Source organism: Streptomyces sp. XM4193 (assembly GCF_023072595.1).
Taxonomy (GTDB): Bacteria; Actinomycetota; Actinomycetes; order Streptomycetales; family Streptomycetaceae; genus Streptomyces.
Genome location: NZ_JALLGK010000003.1, coordinates 409,666 through 425,704 on the forward strand (window position 1 = coordinate 409,666; position 16,039 = coordinate 425,704).

17 protein-coding genes and 1 pseudogene are annotated in these 16,039 nt (G+C 70.5%); 9 read left to right on the plus strand and 9 right to left on the minus strand.

The genetic code is table 11. The features are described 5' to 3' along the window. Positions 1 to 187: 187 nt before the first annotated feature. The gene (locus MTQ01_RS12900; protein ID WP_247489801.1) at positions 188 to 1,171 is read left to right on the plus strand and encodes a nucleoside triphosphate pyrophosphohydrolase; all 984 of its coding nucleotides are present in this window, start codon (positions 188 to 190) and stop codon (positions 1,169 to 1,171) included. Between the two features lie 109 nt (positions 1,172 to 1,280). Here MTQ01_RS12900 and MTQ01_RS12905 read toward each other — a convergent pair whose 3' ends face one another. Then, the gene (locus tag MTQ01_RS12905; protein WP_247489803.1) at positions 1,281 to 1,832 is read right to left on the minus strand and encodes a DUF6463 family protein; all 552 of its coding nucleotides are present in this window, start codon (positions 1,830 to 1,832) and stop codon (positions 1,281 to 1,283) included. Between the two features lie 97 nt (positions 1,833 to 1,929). On the opposite strand from MTQ01_RS12905, the gene MTQ01_RS12910 reads away from it, so the two are divergent. Further along, positions 1,930 to 2,487 carry a TetR/AcrR family transcriptional regulator gene (locus MTQ01_RS12910; protein WP_247489805.1) on the plus strand — a complete coding sequence of 186 codons (558 nt, stop codon included), beginning with the start codon at positions 1,930 to 1,932 and terminating at the stop codon, positions 2,485 to 2,487. Between the two features lie 87 nt (positions 2,488 to 2,574). On the opposite strand, the gene MTQ01_RS12915 is transcribed toward MTQ01_RS12910, so the two are convergent. Continuing rightward, the gene (locus MTQ01_RS12915) at positions 2,575 to 3,141 is read right to left on the minus strand and encodes a GNAT family N-acetyltransferase (protein WP_247489806.1); all 567 of its coding nucleotides are present in this window, start codon (positions 3,139 to 3,141) and stop codon (positions 2,575 to 2,577) included. 149 nt (positions 3,142 to 3,290) lie between these two features. Between MTQ01_RS12915 and MTQ01_RS12920 the strand changes: the two genes are divergently transcribed. Further along, complete coding sequence (locus MTQ01_RS12920) at positions 3,291 to 3,887, plus strand: DinB family protein (protein ID WP_247489808.1); 597 nt, start codon at positions 3,291 to 3,293, stop codon at positions 3,885 to 3,887. A 91-nt stretch (positions 3,888 to 3,978) separates the two neighbouring features. Here the strand turns inward: MTQ01_RS12920 and nhaC are convergent, their stop codons facing one another. Together nhaC and MTQ01_RS12930 are read right to left on the minus strand one after the other, a co-directional pair. Continuing rightward, positions 3,979 to 5,454 (minus strand): Na+/H+ antiporter NhaC, encoded by a 1,476-nt coding sequence (gene nhaC, locus MTQ01_RS12925; RefSeq protein ID WP_247489810.1) that lies wholly within the window; start codon positions 5,452 to 5,454, stop codon positions 3,979 to 3,981. A gap of 42 nt (positions 5,455 to 5,496) precedes the next feature. Continuing rightward, entirely contained in the window at positions 5,497 to 6,654 is a 1,158-nt protein-coding gene (locus tag MTQ01_RS12930) for an aminotransferase class I/II-fold pyridoxal phosphate-dependent enzyme (RefSeq protein WP_247489812.1), read from the minus strand. 254 nt (positions 6,655 to 6,908) lie between these two features. Here MTQ01_RS12930 and MTQ01_RS12935 point away from each other — a divergent pair, with 254 nt between their 5' ends. Further along, positions 6,909 to 7,643, plus strand: coding sequence for a FadR/GntR family transcriptional regulator (locus MTQ01_RS12935; protein ID WP_247489814.1), 735 nt, complete (start codon positions 6,909 to 6,911; stop codon positions 7,641 to 7,643). 345 nt (positions 7,644 to 7,988) lie between these two features. On the opposite strand, the gene MTQ01_RS12940 is transcribed toward MTQ01_RS12935, so the two are convergent. From MTQ01_RS12940 to MTQ01_RS12955, 4 genes and pseudogenes are all read right to left on the minus strand, one after another. Continuing rightward, positions 7,989 to 8,660, minus strand: coding sequence for a DUF4232 domain-containing protein (locus tag MTQ01_RS12940; protein WP_247489816.1), 672 nt, complete (start codon positions 8,658 to 8,660; stop codon positions 7,989 to 7,991). A 389-nt stretch (positions 8,661 to 9,049) separates the two neighbouring features. Further along, positions 9,050 to 9,616: pseudogene (locus tag MTQ01_RS12945) on the minus strand (transposase); the annotation flags it as partial. Between the two features lie 83 nt (positions 9,617 to 9,699). Beyond that, the gene (locus MTQ01_RS12950; RefSeq protein ID WP_247489818.1) at positions 9,700 to 9,897 is read right to left on the minus strand and encodes a DUF397 domain-containing protein; all 198 of its coding nucleotides are present in this window, start codon (positions 9,895 to 9,897) and stop codon (positions 9,700 to 9,702) included. A gap of 9 nt (positions 9,898 to 9,906) precedes the next feature. Beyond that, complete coding sequence (locus MTQ01_RS12955) at positions 9,907 to 10,734, minus strand: DUF5753 domain-containing protein (RefSeq protein WP_247489820.1); 828 nt, start codon at positions 10,732 to 10,734, stop codon at positions 9,907 to 9,909. 266 nt (positions 10,735 to 11,000) lie between these two features. Here MTQ01_RS12955 and MTQ01_RS12960 point away from each other — a divergent pair, with 266 nt between their 5' ends. The 3 genes from MTQ01_RS12960 to MTQ01_RS12970 all read left to right on the plus strand — a co-directional run bounded on the left by MTQ01_RS12960 (position 11,001) and on the right by MTQ01_RS12970 (position 12,670). Next, positions 11,001 to 11,429: an ATP-binding protein gene (locus MTQ01_RS12960; protein WP_247489823.1), complete on the plus strand. Its 429-nt coding sequence runs from the start codon at positions 11,001 to 11,003 to the stop codon at positions 11,427 to 11,429. A 59-nt stretch (positions 11,430 to 11,488) separates the two neighbouring features. Beyond that, positions 11,489 to 11,794: a hypothetical protein gene (locus MTQ01_RS12965; protein WP_247489826.1), complete on the plus strand. Its 306-nt coding sequence runs from the start codon at positions 11,489 to 11,491 to the stop codon at positions 11,792 to 11,794. A gap of 117 nt (positions 11,795 to 11,911) precedes the next feature. Further along, entirely contained in the window at positions 11,912 to 12,670 is a 759-nt protein-coding gene (locus MTQ01_RS12970; protein WP_247489828.1) for a cyclopropane-fatty-acyl-phospholipid synthase family protein, read from the plus strand. A gap of 82 nt (positions 12,671 to 12,752) precedes the next feature. On the opposite strand, the gene MTQ01_RS12975 is transcribed toward MTQ01_RS12970, so the two are convergent. Next, entirely contained in the window at positions 12,753 to 13,364 is a 612-nt protein-coding gene (locus MTQ01_RS12975) for a dihydrofolate reductase family protein (RefSeq protein ID WP_247489830.1), read from the minus strand. A 249-nt stretch (positions 13,365 to 13,613) separates the two neighbouring features. Between MTQ01_RS12975 and MTQ01_RS12980 the strand changes: the two genes are divergently transcribed. Then, a complete protein-coding gene (locus tag MTQ01_RS12980) occupies positions 13,614 to 14,957 on the plus strand; it encodes a class I SAM-dependent methyltransferase (RefSeq protein WP_247489832.1) in 1,344 nt (447 codons plus the stop codon). Between the two features lie 341 nt (positions 14,958 to 15,298). Continuing rightward, positions 15,299 to 16,018 carry a lysoplasmalogenase gene (locus tag MTQ01_RS12985; protein WP_247489834.1) on the plus strand — a complete coding sequence of 240 codons (720 nt, stop codon included), beginning with the start codon at positions 15,299 to 15,301 and terminating at the stop codon, positions 16,016 to 16,018. The last annotated feature ends 21 nt before the right edge of the window (positions 16,019 to 16,039 follow it).

Sequence of the window (16,039 nt, forward strand, 5' to 3'; positions counted from 1 at the left end):
GAGGTTGCGAGCCGTGCGCGCGGGCCGGGCGCGCGGAGCCCCGCGCGTGTGGCCGGGCGCGAGCGGTCGGTGTGCGGGGCGGGTGCGCGGGACACGGAGCGGCGCCGCTCCCGGAGCCGGAGGAGTGCCGGGGAGCGTGGGGCGGGCCCGGGGCGGGGCGGCCGGAGGAGGACGTTAGATTCGGGGCATGACCACTGCCGAGACCGGCGAGCCCGGCCGAATCGTCCTGCTCACCACCAGCCACCGGGTGGCGCCCGGACTGCTGTCCTGGCCCGCGTGGGAGCAACTGCGCGCCGCCGACTCGGTGTTGTGCGCGGACGAGCGGCAGCCGCAGCTGCCGTATCTGCGGGAGGCCGGCGTCGAACCGGTCCTCGGCCCGCTGCCCGACGCCCGCGAGCTGGTCGACCGCTGCCTGCCCGGTCGTACCGTCGTGGTGATCGCCGGCGCGCAGGGCGAGCCGCGGCTGACCGACGGCCTCGCACGACTGGCCGGCTCCGGCCGCGAGGCGATGCCCTCGCTGGAGCTGCTTCCCGGCTCCTACGACCTGCCGGGAGCGCGACTGCTGGACGTCGTCGAGATCATGGACCAGATCCGGCGAGGCTGCCCGTGGAGCAGCACCCGTACGCACAAGGAGCTGGTCAAGCACGGCATCGAGGAGGCGTACGAACTCGTCGAGGCGATCGAGAGCGGCGACCGGCAGGAGCTGCGCGAGGAGCTCGGCGATGTGCTGCTCCAGGTGGTCTTCCACGCGCGGATCGCGCAGGAGGACCCGGACGAGCCGTTCTCGGTCGACGATGTCGCCGCGACCATCGTGGACAAGCTCATCCACCGCCACCCGCACCTCTTCGGCGACGAGACGGCCGAGACCCCCGAGGACGTCAGGGCGCTCTGGCTGCGCACCAAGGCCGTCGAGAAGCAGCGCACCTCGGTCACCGAGGGGGTGCCGCTCGGGCAGCCCGCGCTGGCGCTCTCCGCGAAGCTGGCCGGCCGCGCGCACTCCGCCGGACTCGACGTCGCGCTGCCCCAAGGCCCGGGCGTGGGCTACGAGTTGCTGGCTCTGGCGGCCCGCGCCGAGCTGGACGGAACGGACCCGGAGACCGCGCTGCGCGCCGCGGCCCGCACCTACCGCGACGCCATCCGCGCCGCCGAGGCCGCCACCGGCGGGCACTGAGCACCCGCCGGCCGGACCCCGAGCGCCCGAACGCGGCGCCCGCCCCGGCAGTCCCGGCGGCGGCGACACCGGCGGCCGCGATCCCGGCGGCCGGGACACCGCGGGAGGGTCAACGCCGCCGGTTCCGCCGCCGGTTCCGCTTCCGGTCGCGGTCGCCGAGGACCAGGAGCGCGCCGATCGCGGGCACCGTCCAGGCCGGTGACTTCGGCAGGACGAAGCTCAGCGGCGCGCCCCACGCGATCAGCGCCCAGCCGAGCCACCCCGGTACGCGCCGACCCCGCCGGGCGGACCACACGACGTGCGAGCCGAACACCAGCATCGGGGCCCCGAAGCTGCCGAAGGTGAGCCAGAAGGCTTCGGAACGTCTGAACTCGGCGAGCGTGGTGGAGGGTTCGAGAGTGAAGCCGTTCCACCCGCCCTCGCGCAGACCGTCCGCCAGGCCCTCGCGCACATCGCGCGGCGCGACCAGGACGTGGGCCGCACCGAAGGCGACCGACGTCCAACCGGCGGCGGCCGTGAGCCGGGCCGCCGTCACGCGCGGGCCGGTCGGCCGAACGCCGTGCTGCTCGGAACGCGTCATCGCGAACACCTCTTCCCCGAGCCGGCCGTCCAGAGCGCCGACTCTTTTATACGGGTACGTATAAATCCACGCTACCAGCATCTGTACGCTTGCGTATGAATGAGGTCGGCAGCACCGGTCGGCGGTGCTCTTCCGCATACGGGTCGGCAGCACGAGATCGAGGCAACGGAGGCCCCAGGTGGCGACAGCCCGCACCCCACGTCAGGCATGGATCGACGCGGGCCTGCGCGCACTGGCCGCCGGCGGGCCCGACGCGGTGCGGATCGAGTCGCTCGCCCGCGCCCTCGGTGTCACCAAGGGCGGCTTCTACGGCTATTTCGCCGACCGGAACACGCTGCTCGCCGAGATGCTGGACGACTGGGAGCGCCGCAGCGTCCCCGACGTCATCGCGCAGGCCGAGCGCGAGGGCGACAGTGCCCTGGACAAGACCAAACGCGCCGCCGAACTCACCTTCTCCGACGACCTGTTGCCGATCGACCTGGCCGTCCGCGACTGGGCCCGCCGGGACCCCGAGGTCGCCGAACGACTGCGACGCGTCGACAACGAGCGGATCGGCTATCTGCGCCGCAGCTTCGCCGACCGCTACCCGGACAGCGTCGAACTGGAGGCCCGCTGTCTGCTCGCCTTCTCGGCCGCCATCGCCGGCGACCTCATCGCCGCCGATCACCCGGGCCACACCCGCCAGGAGATCACCCAGCGCGCCGCGGAACTCCTCTTCCCCAAACCCGGCGACTGACCCGAACCCGGCGCCTGGTCCGAACCCGGCGCCTGACTCGAACCCGGCGCCTGGTCCTAACCCTGCGCCCGCTCCGGAGTCCGCGCGCTACGCCGGCCGTGGGCGCCGATGCGTCGCGGAAGGCGCGGCGTCGGTCGCGAGCCGGGCGTGCAGCTCGACGTCGTGGCGGACCCCGTCGTACTCCAGCTTCTGCCGCTGCCACCCCTCGACCGCGTAGCCGGCCGCCAGGGCGACCCGGCAGGAGGCCGTGTTGTTCGTCCGGTGGCCGATTTCGAGGCGGAACAACTCCGCGTCCCGGAACGCCCATTCGCTCACCGTCCGGCACGCCTCTGCGGCCACGCCCCGGCCCCGTGCGGCGGCCGTCGTCCAGTAGGAGACCCAGCCGACGCGGTGTGCTCTGTTCACCGAGCCCACCGCCATGTTGCCGACCACGCCGCCGTCGCGATCCACCACGGCGAAGGCGAACCCGGACCCCTCGTCCCACTCCCGCACCCGGTCCTCGATCCACCGCGCGGCGGACGCGTCGCACTCCACCGGCTCCCGGGACTGCTGCCGCATCTGCGGCTCGTCGAAGGCGCCCCGCACCGCCGCGGCGTCTGCCGCTCCCCATCGCCGCAGCACCAGCCCGGCACCGCTCCGTACGCTCGTCCGCATGCGCCCGAGTCTGCCACCGGCGCCAACTTCCGGACCCGAGCGATCGGTTGCACCCGACAGACCTGCCCCGCCGTGCACGGGGAGCCGGTGCGCGGGGCCGTCGAATTCTCGGGTGCCGGCTGTCGGTGCCCGGTGCGAGACTGGCCGGCATGACGGAAGCGCGGCAGAAGGCAGACCTCCGGCGGTACCTGCAGGCGGGCCGAGAGGCTCTGCTGTGGAAGCTCGACGGCCTGTCCGAGTACGAGATGCGACGCCCCATGACGCCGACCGGCACCAATCTGCTCGGGCTCGTCAAGCACATGGCCGGGGTGGAGATCGGCTACTTCGGCGAGACCTTCGGGCGCCCCTTCGACCCGCTGCCCGCCTGGCTGGTGGACCTCGAGAACGCCGAGGAGAACGTGGACATGTGGGCCACGGCCGAGGAGCCGAGCGCGGACATCGTCGGCCTCTACCACCGGGTCTGGGAACACGCGGACGCGACGATCGAAAGTCTGCCGCTGGACGCGCCCGGCGAGGTGCCCCACTGGCCGCAGGACCGCAGACACGTGACGCTGCACCAGATCGTGGTCCACGTCATCGCCGACCTCACCCGGCACGCGGGGCACGCCGACATCCTGCGCGAGTTGATCGACGGGGCGGTCGGCATGCGCGAGGGCAACGACAACATGCCCTCCGCCGACCGCGCCTGGTGGGAGCGCCACCACCGCCAAGTGGAGCGGGCGGCAAGCGAGTTCGCACCGAGCTGACCCGCGCAGCCCCTCGCCGCCATGTCCAAGCGCGAGGGCCTGAGCCACACCCTGGATCGCGGACGGAGTCGAGACCGGCGACTGGGACCCGTTAGTTCTTCGTCGATTCCTCCTGGGGCTCCGGTTCGAGGCGGCGGATGCCAAAGTTGCGGGTGACGGGCGCAAGGTAGGCCAGCAATGCCGAGAAGACGAGGCCGCTCCAGCAGAAGACGGCCCACGGCAGGAAGTCGAAGTTCGCCACGCCCAGCGTCCCCGCGATGAAGGCGCCCGAGACGGTCCAGGGCATGAGCACCTCGGTGAGGGTGACCGAATCTTCCATGCTCCGCGAGAGGTTGGTCGGGTGCAGGTTCCGCTTCTTGAAGGCTTCGCCGTAAAGGTCGTTGATGAGGAAGAAGGTGACCAGAGCGTTTGACGTGCCGTTGATGACGGTGAAGCCGGAGAGCAGTGTGGCCAGCACGAGGCTGCCGGTCGATCGCAATTTGTCGATCAGCTTGCTGATCAGGAGGCGGAGTACGCCGGAGCTCTCCAGTGCCGCGGCGAAGAAGAAAGCGCAGAACACGAAGAACGCCGGGCTGTACATCGATTGCAGGCCACCGCGGTTGACCAGCTCGGTGAGGGGGCTCGAGACGTCTCCGGGCAGCATGTCAGTGGTGAAACCGGAGACGGCGGCGTCCAACGTGTCGCCGATGCTGAAGCCCTGGACGAGCACGGCGAGGACGGCGGCGGTCGCCGAGGACAGGAAGAGCACGATCAACGGGGGCTTGCGCATGATCGAGCCGACGAGGACCACGGCCGGCGGCAGCAGCAGCACCGGGTGGAGAGTGAAGAGTCCCTGCAACTCGTCGACGGTGCCGTCGATGACGTCGAGATCGACCGACCCCGCGTCGATCGAGATTCCGGCGATCAGGAAGACCGCGATCGCGAGGACCGACGACGGCACCGCCGTGTAGAGCATGTGGCGAATGTGCTCGTAGATATTGGCACCGGCCGCCAGTGCGCTCACATTCGTGGTGTCGGAGAGCGGTGAGAGCTTGTCGCCGAAATACGCTCCCGAAACCACGGCACCGGCGGTGATCGCCAGCGAAATGTCCATCGTGGAGGCGACGCCCATCAGGGCGACGCCGACCGTGCCCGCCGCGCCCCAGGACGTTCCCGTGAAGGTGGCCACGATGGCGGTGACGACGAAGGACAGGACGTACAGATACGACGGGTTGATGAGTTGGAGGCCGTAGTCGACCATGAGCGGGACGGTGCCCGCGATCATCCAGGTGCCGATCAGCATCCCGATGCTCAGAAGGATGAGGATGCCCGGCAGGGCTCGCTTGATCTTCTCGCCCATGTCCTCGAGGACCTGATCCAGGCTGACGCCGTGGCAGGCGGAGAAGGCCGTGAACACGACGGCCGCGAATATGAGCATCAGTTCCGCGGGGAATTCCAGGATTCCGATACCACCGACGAAGATCACCACGGTGATGACCAACGGAATGAGCGCCACGGCGAGCCGGGGTTGGGGGAGTGAACGGTTCTCAGCCTGGTTGGCCGACGCCGTGTCCTGTGGGAACTTCACGGTATTCCTCTCAGGCAAGGTGGGTGGTGGCGTGCCGACGCCTCAGTGGGCGAGCCGGGTGAAGGCCCGGTCGAGATCCTCGGTCTGGCTCTGCGCACCCTCAAGTCCTACGGAGAGCCGGATCAGGCCGGGCCACGGGGCGGAGATCGGGTCGTCGGTGGAGCGCGTTGGTGACGTCACGAGGCTCTCGTAGCCGCCCCAGCTCGGGCCGATCCGAAAGAGGCTCAGGGCGTCGACGAACCGGGAGATCCGCGCGAAGGTGCCCTCCCGCAGTTCGAAGCTGAGCAGTCCGGAGAAGCCGCTGAACTGGGAGGTGATCACGCCCTCGTCCGGGCGGTGGTCAACGTACGGGTGATGGACGGAGACGACCTCGGGGTGCGTGCAGAGGTAGTCGATGACGCTCAGTGCGTTGCGTTGGTGCTGCTCCATCCGCAGCGGAAGGGTCCGCAATCCGCGGAGGACGAGGGATGCCTCCATCGCGGACATGACAGCACCGAACAACTGGTGGCCCTGGTAGAAGAGTTCGCGGAGAAGTTCCCGAGAGCCGATCACCGCACCGCCAATGACGTCACTGTGTCCGCCGATGTACTTGGTCAGAGAGTGGACGACGAGGTCCACGCCGGCCGCGAGCGGCTTCTGGAAGAGCGGTGTGGACCAGGTGTTGTCCATGACAGTGCGGATGCCGTGGCGTCGCGCGGTCGTGGCCAACGCCTGGACGTCCACGACTTTCATCAGCATGGTTCCCGGGCTCTCGACGTAGATGAGCACCGTGTTCTCCCGGATGTGCTCCTCGGCGTCGGTGGCCGGGTCGGTAAGGATCGTGTGCTCGACCCCGAAGCGCTCAAGGTGTTGGGCGAGTTCGATCGTCGGGCCATAGATCGTGTTGACGAAGAGCACGTGATCACCGCTGCGGAGCAAGCCGGCGAGGACGGCGCTGATCGCGCCCATACCGGAGGCGAAGCACTTTGCGGCCTCGCCCCCCTCGAGCAGGGCGAGACGCTCCTCGAGGAAGGCAACCGTCGGGTTGGTTCCCCTGCTGTAGACGAAGTTCTCGTGCTCGGCGGCCTGCTGCCGTACGAACTCCTCGAAGGACGGCTTGGTGAAGAGGCTGGTCTGATAGATCGGGGGCGCCACGGCACCGGGTTCGGCCCCCGGTCCGTCCCATGCGCCCATACAGATCTGCTGGTCGGTGCTGTTCACCTGCACCCTCCGTAGCGGCCTTGCGTGCGAGCGGCGACGGGTCTCTCGCATGCCGCCGAACGGAGGAAGCTTGTAATATAAGCTGCTACGCAGTCAACACTTCCCGGCCCACGCATACGCTCGGCATTGGCCCGTACACACCACGCAAGCCGCTGAGTAGGCTCACGAGCGAAGACCAATTCGACTGAGGAGCAACCGCTTTGGGAGACACGGCGAAGGGAGCGCCCGCGCCGAGAACGGCGCGGCGCGGTGCGATGCGCGCACAGCCACGTTCGCTGACCGCCCAGGTCGTGGAGTTCATCGAGGAACTGTGCGTGGGCCCGGACGTCACACCAGGCGATCAGCTTCCTCCGGAAGGTGAGCTCGCGGCGCGGTTCGGGGTGAGTCGGGTGGTTCTCAGGGAGGCGATGAAGACCCTTGAGGCGCGCGGCCTGGTCCAGCGCCGCCAGGGCAAGCCGGCTGTCGTCGCCTCGCCGAACGCTCTGCCGGTGGAGGAGTTCGTCGCGCTCGCATTCCTGCGCGACAAACGCGCCCTCATGGAGTTCACCGAGATCCGCACGGCGCTTGAGGTGCACGGCGCCCGACTCGCCGCGCAGCGCATCGCGGGACCGGAGGAGCCGCAGACTCGGCCGCACATCGCGCGCGCCCGTGAGGCGATCGCCGAGCAGCGCGCCAACCCGCTCGACATGCCCACCCGAATACGCACGGACTTCGCCTTCCACCAGGCACTGGTGGCGGCCTCTGGCAACATCAGCCTGACCCAGATCCTGGACGCCCTGGAGCGCTCACTCGCCAAGAGCCGTGAGGAGAGCCATCGGCGCTACCTCGCCACAGGGGCCGATCCGGCGAGCTCGGCCACCGAACACGAGGAGCTGCTCGACGCCGTGTTGACCGGTGATCCGGCGCAAGCGGTCGCGGCGATGGAGCACCACCTTCACGTCACGTTGCGGGAGATTGAGAGCCGCCCCGAGGGGGACGAGGCCGAGTAGCCCGGCGCGGTGCGTCAGTTCGCGACTGCCCCTGCGTGCCATTGATACGGGCGAAACAGCCGTCGCCCGAAGCGCCTCCGCCCGGCTCACGCTGATCGGAAGCACCCTGGCAGTCGCGTACCGTGCGAGTCCCAAGCTCAGAGCGCGAGTTCGATTCTCGTCACCCGCTCTGTACGGAACCCCCGGGTCGGCGAGCTGGACCGGCGCCTGCCCCACCTGTCACCGCTGCATGCCGGGCCCCGCACCAACATGACCAAGCACTACTCGTCGTACGGCGGTAGTTGCACGTGTGCCCCCTCCCGGCGACAAGAGGGGGCACACGTGCGTTACGGGGCTGTCAGCGGGTCAGTTGGCGCCGCCCTGGCCGGCGCTGCCGATTGGGCCGATCTTCACCGAGGCGTCGGGCTTGTCGGTGACGGGCAGTGTGCCGTCGCCCGGCCACTTGAGGGTGACGGACTTCCGCTCGCCGGGCGGCGTCACGACGAGCTCCTGGACCTTGACTCCGGAGCCACCGGACGCGTTCTCGGGGTAGCTGATCGCGAAGTACGTCTCCTTGCCGTCCTTCAGGACGGTGTGGGTGGGCTCCTGGCCGCTGCGCTTCGCGGAAATGGAACCCTCGGAGGTGTTGAGGTCGACGCCCGCGTACCCGCCGACGGCGCAGTCACGGCCACCGCCGTTCTTGAGCGTCACCGTGACGGTCTTCGTGCTGTCCCCGCCGATGGTGGAGTCCTGGGCGGTGATCTCCAGCTCGTCGGTGCTGCACGTGTCGGGCTTGCCCTTGTCGCCGGAGTCGGAGTCGGAGCCGGAGCCGGAGTCCGCGTCGGGCTCAGCGGCCGGGTCCTGCTCGTCGGATTCCCCGTCCGACGAATCCTTCCCATCGTCCTTGCCGGAGTCCTGCGAAGAGGCACTGGACGACGCGTTGTCGTCCTTCGCGTTGTCGCTGTCGCCGCCGCACGCGGTGAGCGACACGCTCGCGGCCACGGCGAGGGCAGCGAAGGTGAGTTTGTGCACGCGCATTGTTCGTTCCCCAAAGTCTTACCGGTGGACGGACGCCCGGTTCAGGTCATTGCGGGCGTTCCTTTCTGTTCTGTCACGGCATGGCCCCGACCCGGTCGCTCCTGCCCTTCCCTTGGCACATGAAACTGCTTCGGCGGGCGGATCCGCCTCGATCCGCGCCCGTCCACCGAGGGGAAACCTGTGGACCGGCGTCCGCCGCGCGCGGCAGGCTGACGCGATGGTCAACCGACGGTTGGCCAGGGTCTCGCGCTACCTCTCGCGGCATCTGCGGCACGAGCCGCAGCGCATCGGAAACGGCGGCGTGGGCACCCACGACGCGTGCGCCCACGTGTCCCTTTGCGCTGCGGTGACTACCCGGCTTGGAGCGCGAGTTCTGTTCTCGTTGCCCGATGCGTACGGAGCGCGGAGGGCGACGGCCTGGGGTTCGAGGCGGCTGGTGCGCAACCGGACCCACCGGTGGGGCGGATGCCCAACGGCCCGAACTCGTCGAAGGCGAAGGCGAAGGCGAAGGCACGGTCCGGGAGTTGCTCCAGAACCTCCTCAACGCGGTCCAGCTTCGTGTCCCGTGCGGGATCGGGGGACTTCTTCCAGGTTCTGGTCCGCGGGAAGGTGATGCCGCGTCGGGCGAGCAGGCAGCGCAGGGCCTCGCGGGTGGTGGTCGCCTGGATGGCGAAGTCCTCGTCATCAGGGGTGAGTTGGCGGGGACGGCCTCCCGCCCACTGAGGGTCCAGGCACGCCAGGCCGATCTCGTTGAACCTGTGGATCAGGCCCCGGACAGTGTCCTCGTGGGCCTGTACAAACTGGGCGATCACGGGGACTCGGTTCCCGCCGGCAGAAGCCGGCAGCATCATCGTGCGCCGGTAGCGCACCGTGCTGGTGCTGCCCCGGCGCACGATCTGCTGCAGCTTCTGCCCCTCCTGGTCGGTGACTCTGCGTACACAGCCGGGCTCGGCCACCGGGCCTCCCACAGTCGGACCGGACGTCACCGACCATCCAACCGTCATGATCACCGACCCGGCGAGCCTCTGTGGTCAGAGCACTAGTCGTCCTGCTTGATGAGGTCGACGAAGGCGGCCCACTCTGCGGGGGAGAAGGTGAAGGCGCCACGGGTGCGGTCCTTGCTGTCGCCGACCGCGACGAGGCCGTCAGCCGTCAGCTGGGTCTCCAGGCAGTTGCCGCTGCCTCCGTTGGAATAGCTCGACTTGTGCCACAGATGTACGGGCAGATCCTGTCGCATGCTGTTCCCCTACTTCTCGAATTCCGCCGCCACGGCAGAGATCAGGTCCATGGACTGCGGTGAGGATAGCGCTTGGGTCCGCAACTGCTCAGCCGCAAGCCGGTAGGGCTGGAGGCCCGTCTCCTCCTCGATGAACACCCTGCTCTGCTTCTGTTCGAGAAACACGATGTCCATGTCGGCTGGAGCCGGATAGGTGAAGAGCCGGAAGCTGCCGTCGGTGCCCGAGTGGGCCCCCGAGGCGAACGGGATCACCTGGATGGACAGTTGAGGTGGCTCGCTCAGCTCGACCAGCTTCCGTAGCTGGGTCGCCATTGCCTGGCGGCTGCCGACCTGCCGCCGCAGCACGGCCTCGTCCAGCAGGCAGATGATGCGCGGGGCGTTGTCGCCGTCCAGCAACTTCTGTCTGTCGAGGCGTACTTGGACAGAGTGGTCGACCGAAGGGCTGTACGGCGTGGGGAAGCTGCTGATCATCGCTCGCGCGTACTCCTCGGTCTGAAACAGACCGGGGATGACGATGGCCTCGTACTCGAAGATCTGCGAGGCGGTGGACTCCAACTCGATGAGTTCCTGGAGCTTGGGCGTCAGCAGATCGCTCTGCTGTTGCCACCAACCTCGTTTCCGGCTGTTGCGGTTGAGTTCGACGAGGGCGGTGCGGAACTTCTCGTCCGTCACGCCGTACTCGTCGAGCAGCGCGACGAGTTCGAGCCTGCTCAGCCCTGTCTTGCCCGCCTCGACTCGGCTGACCTTCGTGTCGCTTCCGTCGATGGCCTCCGCGGCCTGCTGCTGGGAGACCGCTGCTTGCTCGCGCAGGCGTCGCAGTTCCATGCCAAGGCGCATCCGGCGCACCGTCGTTACTGGTCGGCCCACGGCCACTCCCTGCTCTCCGAACGTGGCTGGCCAGTCTGCCGCATGGGTCTCTTCCTCCGACCGGTGATTGATCGAACTTCAGAGCGGTCGCGGCGAATCGCAGATTTGCGATGAAGCGACTTGCGGTGCGTCGGATGGTGCATCACTCTGAACTTGCTGACGCAGCGCGCTCATTGGAATACGGAGCGTCTCGGGCTGTGTCGATGCCTGCCTGCACTCATGCGTTTGGAGAGTCGATGACCGTCACTGCGCACGCGGCCGACGAGAGGCGTGACTTCTCACGGGAACTGGTTGCTCAACCCTCCGGGATCGAGTTCTGGAGGCGCCAAGTCGCGCATTTGGTGCGGGAGTTGGGTGGTGATCCGGGTGCGGTGGCGGTTGCACGGCTCGGGGTGTCGGAGCTGCTGAGCAACGTGTGCAAGCACGTGGGGGACCGGCGGTGCCGTCTGGAGGTGGAACGGGAGGGGGCGGGTGTCTGTGTACGGCTCTTCGACCGTTCGCCGCAGGTGCCGGCCGTGCGCGTGCCGAGGTGGGACGCCGAGGAGGGCAGAGGGCTGTGGCTCCTGCGCGAGATGGCGGACGCGCTCGGCTACACCTGTGTGCCGGACGGCAAGTGGGTGTGGTTCCGCTGTCTGTTGGTCACTGCGCGCGGGCACGCCCGGTGACCCGGCGGCGCGCGTACCGCGCGGAGTTCGTCGCCTATCAGGGTGAGCCGGAGCCTCGGATGTACCACCTCGGTGAGGCGTTCTCCACCAGCGTTGTCGAGGTCCAACACTGGGCCTGTGAAAGGGCGTTGAGCATCGCGGCCGTCCTCGGGCCGGGCTCGGCGGACGGCGGGGAGGTCGCGGCGTTCCACGACTGGAGCCGTAGGTCGACCGAGGAGCGCACCCGGGCCCGGCTGCTGTGCGGCCACGTCGTCGCCCACGCGTACGTCGACGCGGACTGCACCTGGGAGTTCTCGCTCCGGCCGGTGCCCTACCCGGCCTCGGGGCCGGGCCGACCGCCGGGCTGCGCGGGGGAGTCGGAGTGACGGCCCGGCGAGGTCCGGGCGCCAACACACCTGCCGTACGCGGGCGTTGGGCGCTTCGCCCCGGCGGACGCACAAATCCTGTGGGCGGGTGCGCGGTGCACTGCTAGCTTCGCGGCAATGACGCTCACCGATCCGCCACGTCTGTCCCGTCTCACCTTCCACGGACCGCTCTCCGACGCCCGGGCCGCCGGTCTCGTCGACCGGCTCGCCGGCAGTGACCCCGCCACGATCCTGGACATCGGCTGCGGCTGGGGGGAGTTGACGCTGCGGCTGCTCGAGGCGCGGCCCGCCGCCACCGCCGTCGGTGTCGACATCAACGCCGAGGACCTGGCCCGGGGCCGCCGCAACGCCGAGGCGCGCGGGCTCGCCGACCGTGTCGACTTCGTCGAGGGCGACGCGGCCGAACTCCCCGGCGCCGCCGCCGACCTCGTCCTGTGCCTCGGTGCCGCCCACGCCCTCACCGACCAGGCTCCGCCGCACACCGCCGACGCACTGCGGGTGCTGCGCGGCCGCGTCGCTCCGGGCGGACGCGTGCTGCTGGGTGAGGGGTTCTGGGAGCGCCCGCCCACGGCCGACGAACTCGCCGCGATGTGGCCGGGAGCCTCGACCGGGGAGCACCACGACCTCGCCACGCTCGCCGAACTCGCCGAGGAGGCGGGCTTCCGCGTCGAGTGGATCGAGACCGCCAACCGCGACGAGTGGGAGGAGTTCGAGTCGCGCTACCAGGCGGACGTGGAGCTCTGGCTCGCCGCCCACCACGACCACCCGGAGGCCGCCGAAGTGCGTGAGCGTGTGCGACGGCACCGGTCCGGCTGGCTCCGCGGCTATCGCGGGGTGCTCGGCCTCGCCTACCTCACCCTGGTCCCGGTCGACTGACCGGCGCGCCCGAACCGGCGCGCCCGCGCCCGGGCAGCCCGCGCCCGAGTCGCGCCCGCCACCGGGGCCGGGGGCGGGCGGCTCAGCTGCCGACGAGGCCGTACTCGGGACGGCCCGTCCGCTCGTAGACCTGCACCGTGACGCCGGTGCTGCTGGTGCGCGCCTCGGTGAGGGCGAACGCGGTCGGCTCCAGCCCCTCGGCGAACAGCCGCTTGCCGCTGCCGAGCAGCACCGGGAAGACCAGCAGCTGGTACGCGTCGACGAGGTCGTGCGCGGCGAGTGTGTGCACGAGGTCCGCGCTGCCGTGCACCTGGAGCTCGCGGCCGGGGCGTTTCTTCAGCTCGGCGACGGCCTGCGGCACCTCGCCGTCGATCAACTCCGCGCCCTGCCACTCCACCCGGTCCAGGGTGCGGGAGGCGACGTGCTTGGGGAGGCGGTTGAGCGAGTCGGCGATCGGGTCGTCGGCGTTGTCGACCCCGGGCCAGTGGGCGGCGAAGATCTCGTACGTCCTGCGGCCCAGCAGGAAGGCGTCGGCCTGCCCCATCCGTGCGGTCATCACCTCGCCGAGGGTCTCGTCGAAGTGCGGCGCGAGCCAGCCGCCGTGGCGGAAGCCGCCCGAGGTGTCCTCCTGCGGGCCGCCGGGCGCCTGCATGACGCCGTCCATGGTGAGGAAAGTGGTCACGACGAGCTTCATGGTCGTCCTCCGGTTCGAGTGCGTTCACCGGTGCAGACGGCCCGGGCCGGCGGAACTCATCGCACCGGCATCGCCGGCCCGCCCGGCCCGTCGTGGCGCTGCCGTCCGTCAACCTCGCCGGGTGCCTTTCGCTCGAAGGGTCGGCGCGTGCGCGGCTCCCGGCCCGGCGGTGCGCCGGGCCATTGCGCATGACCCAGCATCGCCTCCGACAAGCGGGGAATTCCCGGACAGCTTCTGGAGGTTGCGGTCATGAGTGGCATCGCCGAACGGCTCGCGGCGCTGGCGGAGCAGACGCTGGAGGGGCGCCCCCTCCCGCTGCGGATCCGTGCCTGGGACGGCAGCGAGGCAGGGCCCGAGGGCGCTCCCGTCGTCGTGCTCAACAGCAGGCAGGCGCTGCGCCGGCTGCTGTGGAAGCCCGGCAATCTGGGGCTCGCACGGGCCTGGGTGGCCGGCGACCTCGACGTCGAAGGAGACCTCTACGAGGCGCTGGACCGTCTCGGGCGTCTGCTGTGGCACCGGGACGACCAGGCAGGCCGCCGTCGCAGGCAGAGCCTGCCCGCCGCGCTGCGGGCGCTGTCCGCGCTCGCACGGCCGCGTCAACTGCGCGCCGGTGCCGACCTGTTGGCGCTGGCCGGCCCGACAGCACCGCCCAAGCCGCCACCGGAGGAGACCCCCGTCAGGCGCGGCCCGCTGCACACGCTGCGCCGCGACAGCGAGGCGATCAGCCACCACTACGACGTCGGCAACGACTTCTACTCGCTGGTCCTCGGCCCGTCGATGGTCTACTCCTGCGCCTACTGGGAGGACGAGGCGGGAACGCTGGAGGACGCGCAACGCGCCAAACTGGACCTGATCTGCCGCAAGCTCCAACTCCGACCGGACCAGACGCTGTTGGACGTCGGCTGCGGCTGGGGCTCGCTGGTGCTGCACGCGGTCGAGCAGTACGGGGTGCGGGCCGTCGGCATCACGATCTCCGAGGAGCAGGCCGGGCTCGCCCGCAAGCGGCTGGCCGAGGCGGGGCTGACCGACCGGGCCGAGATCCGGGTGCAGGACTACCGCGAGGTCGCCGACGGCCCGTACGACGCGATCTCCTCCGTCGGCATGGCGGAGCATGTCGGTGCGGCGCGCTTCCGGACGTACGGCCGGCAGCTGTACGGGCTGCTGCGGCCGGGCGGCCGACTGCTCAACCACCAGATCTCCCGGCGCCCGAGCACGGACACGGGCCGCTACCGGACCGACGAGTTCATCGACCGGTACGTCTTCCCCGACGGGGAGTTGGAGACGATCGGGTCGACCGTCGAACTGCTGGAGCGGTCCGGTTTCGAGGTGCGGGACGTCGAGTCGATCCGTGAGCACTACGCGCTGACCCTGCGCGCCTGGGTGACCAATCTCGAACGGCATCGAGCGGCCGTCGTCGCGTTCACCACACCGGGCCGGGTGCGCGTGTGGCATCTGTACATGGCCGCCTCCGCACTCGCCTTCGAACGCAACCGGATCGGCGTGAACCAGGTCCTCGCCGTCCGCACGCCGGACGACGGCGACTCGGGCATGCCGCGCACCAGGGCCCGCTGGCTCGGCCTCCCGCCACACTGAGCCCGCCCGCCGCGCCCGCCGCGCCCGCCGCGCCCGCCCGCCCGGAGCGCTGAGCCCGCAGCGCCGGGCCGGCGTCCGCCGCGTGCGGGCAACTCCGGGGCGCGGCAACGCCGTTGGCGTCCCGGCCCACCGTGCATGGGACCGCACGCGCCGCACCGCTCGGTTCCGTCGCAGCCCGCAGCCCGCAGCCGACCCTCGCAGCCCCCGCCCCGGGTTCCGCAGCCCCGCCGAGTCGCGACCGGCGGTCACGGCCCCGTCCCGCCCCGCGCGCACGGGCGGGGCCGGACGTCACAGCCGGTCTCCGTTGACGCGCCGTCCCGCCGCCCAGGAGACTGCCGCCCATGGCGATCACCGCACGCGGCACCCGCGGCTTCCTCTCCCGGACGGCCGCGCGACTGACCAGGCCCGACGGCAACGGACGAGGCTCCCTCGCGGCGTACGGCGCGCTCGCCGCGGCGGATCTGCTCGCCACCGCCACCCGACCGCGTTCCGCCGCGCGGGCCGCCAAGCCGCTGCTGATGCCCGCACTCGCCGTGCACGTGGTGCGTCGGCAGGCCTGCCGGGACGACGTGCTCGCCGAACCGGTGCCGCGCCCACTGCTGTTCGGGCTCGCCTGCGCCACGGTCGGCGACACCGCGCTGCTCTTCGACAAGCGCGAACCCGCCTTCCTGCTCGGGATGGCCGCGTTCCTCGGCACCCAGACCGCGTACACCGCGGGTTTCGCGCGGATGGGCGCGCTGCGCGGCATCGCCGCCAACCCCCGGCCGGCGCTCGGCTGCCTCGGCGTGTGGGTCGCCGCCAACGCCGTCATCCAGCCCTCGCTGGACCGCGGGCTCCGGCTGCCGGTGGCCGGATACAGCCTTGCGCTCGTCGCGATGGGCGCCACCGCGCTCGCCGTCGGCGGCAAGGTCGGGGCGGGCGCGATGTCCTTCCTCGGCTCGGACGCCCTGATCGGACTGAAGGCGGCGGGCCACGAGTTCCCCTCCCAGGAGGTGCTGATCATGGCCGGCTACCTGCTGGGCCAGTACCTGATCGCCACGGGCTGGTTGGAGCGCCAGTAGCCCCGCCCCGTACGGTCGCGG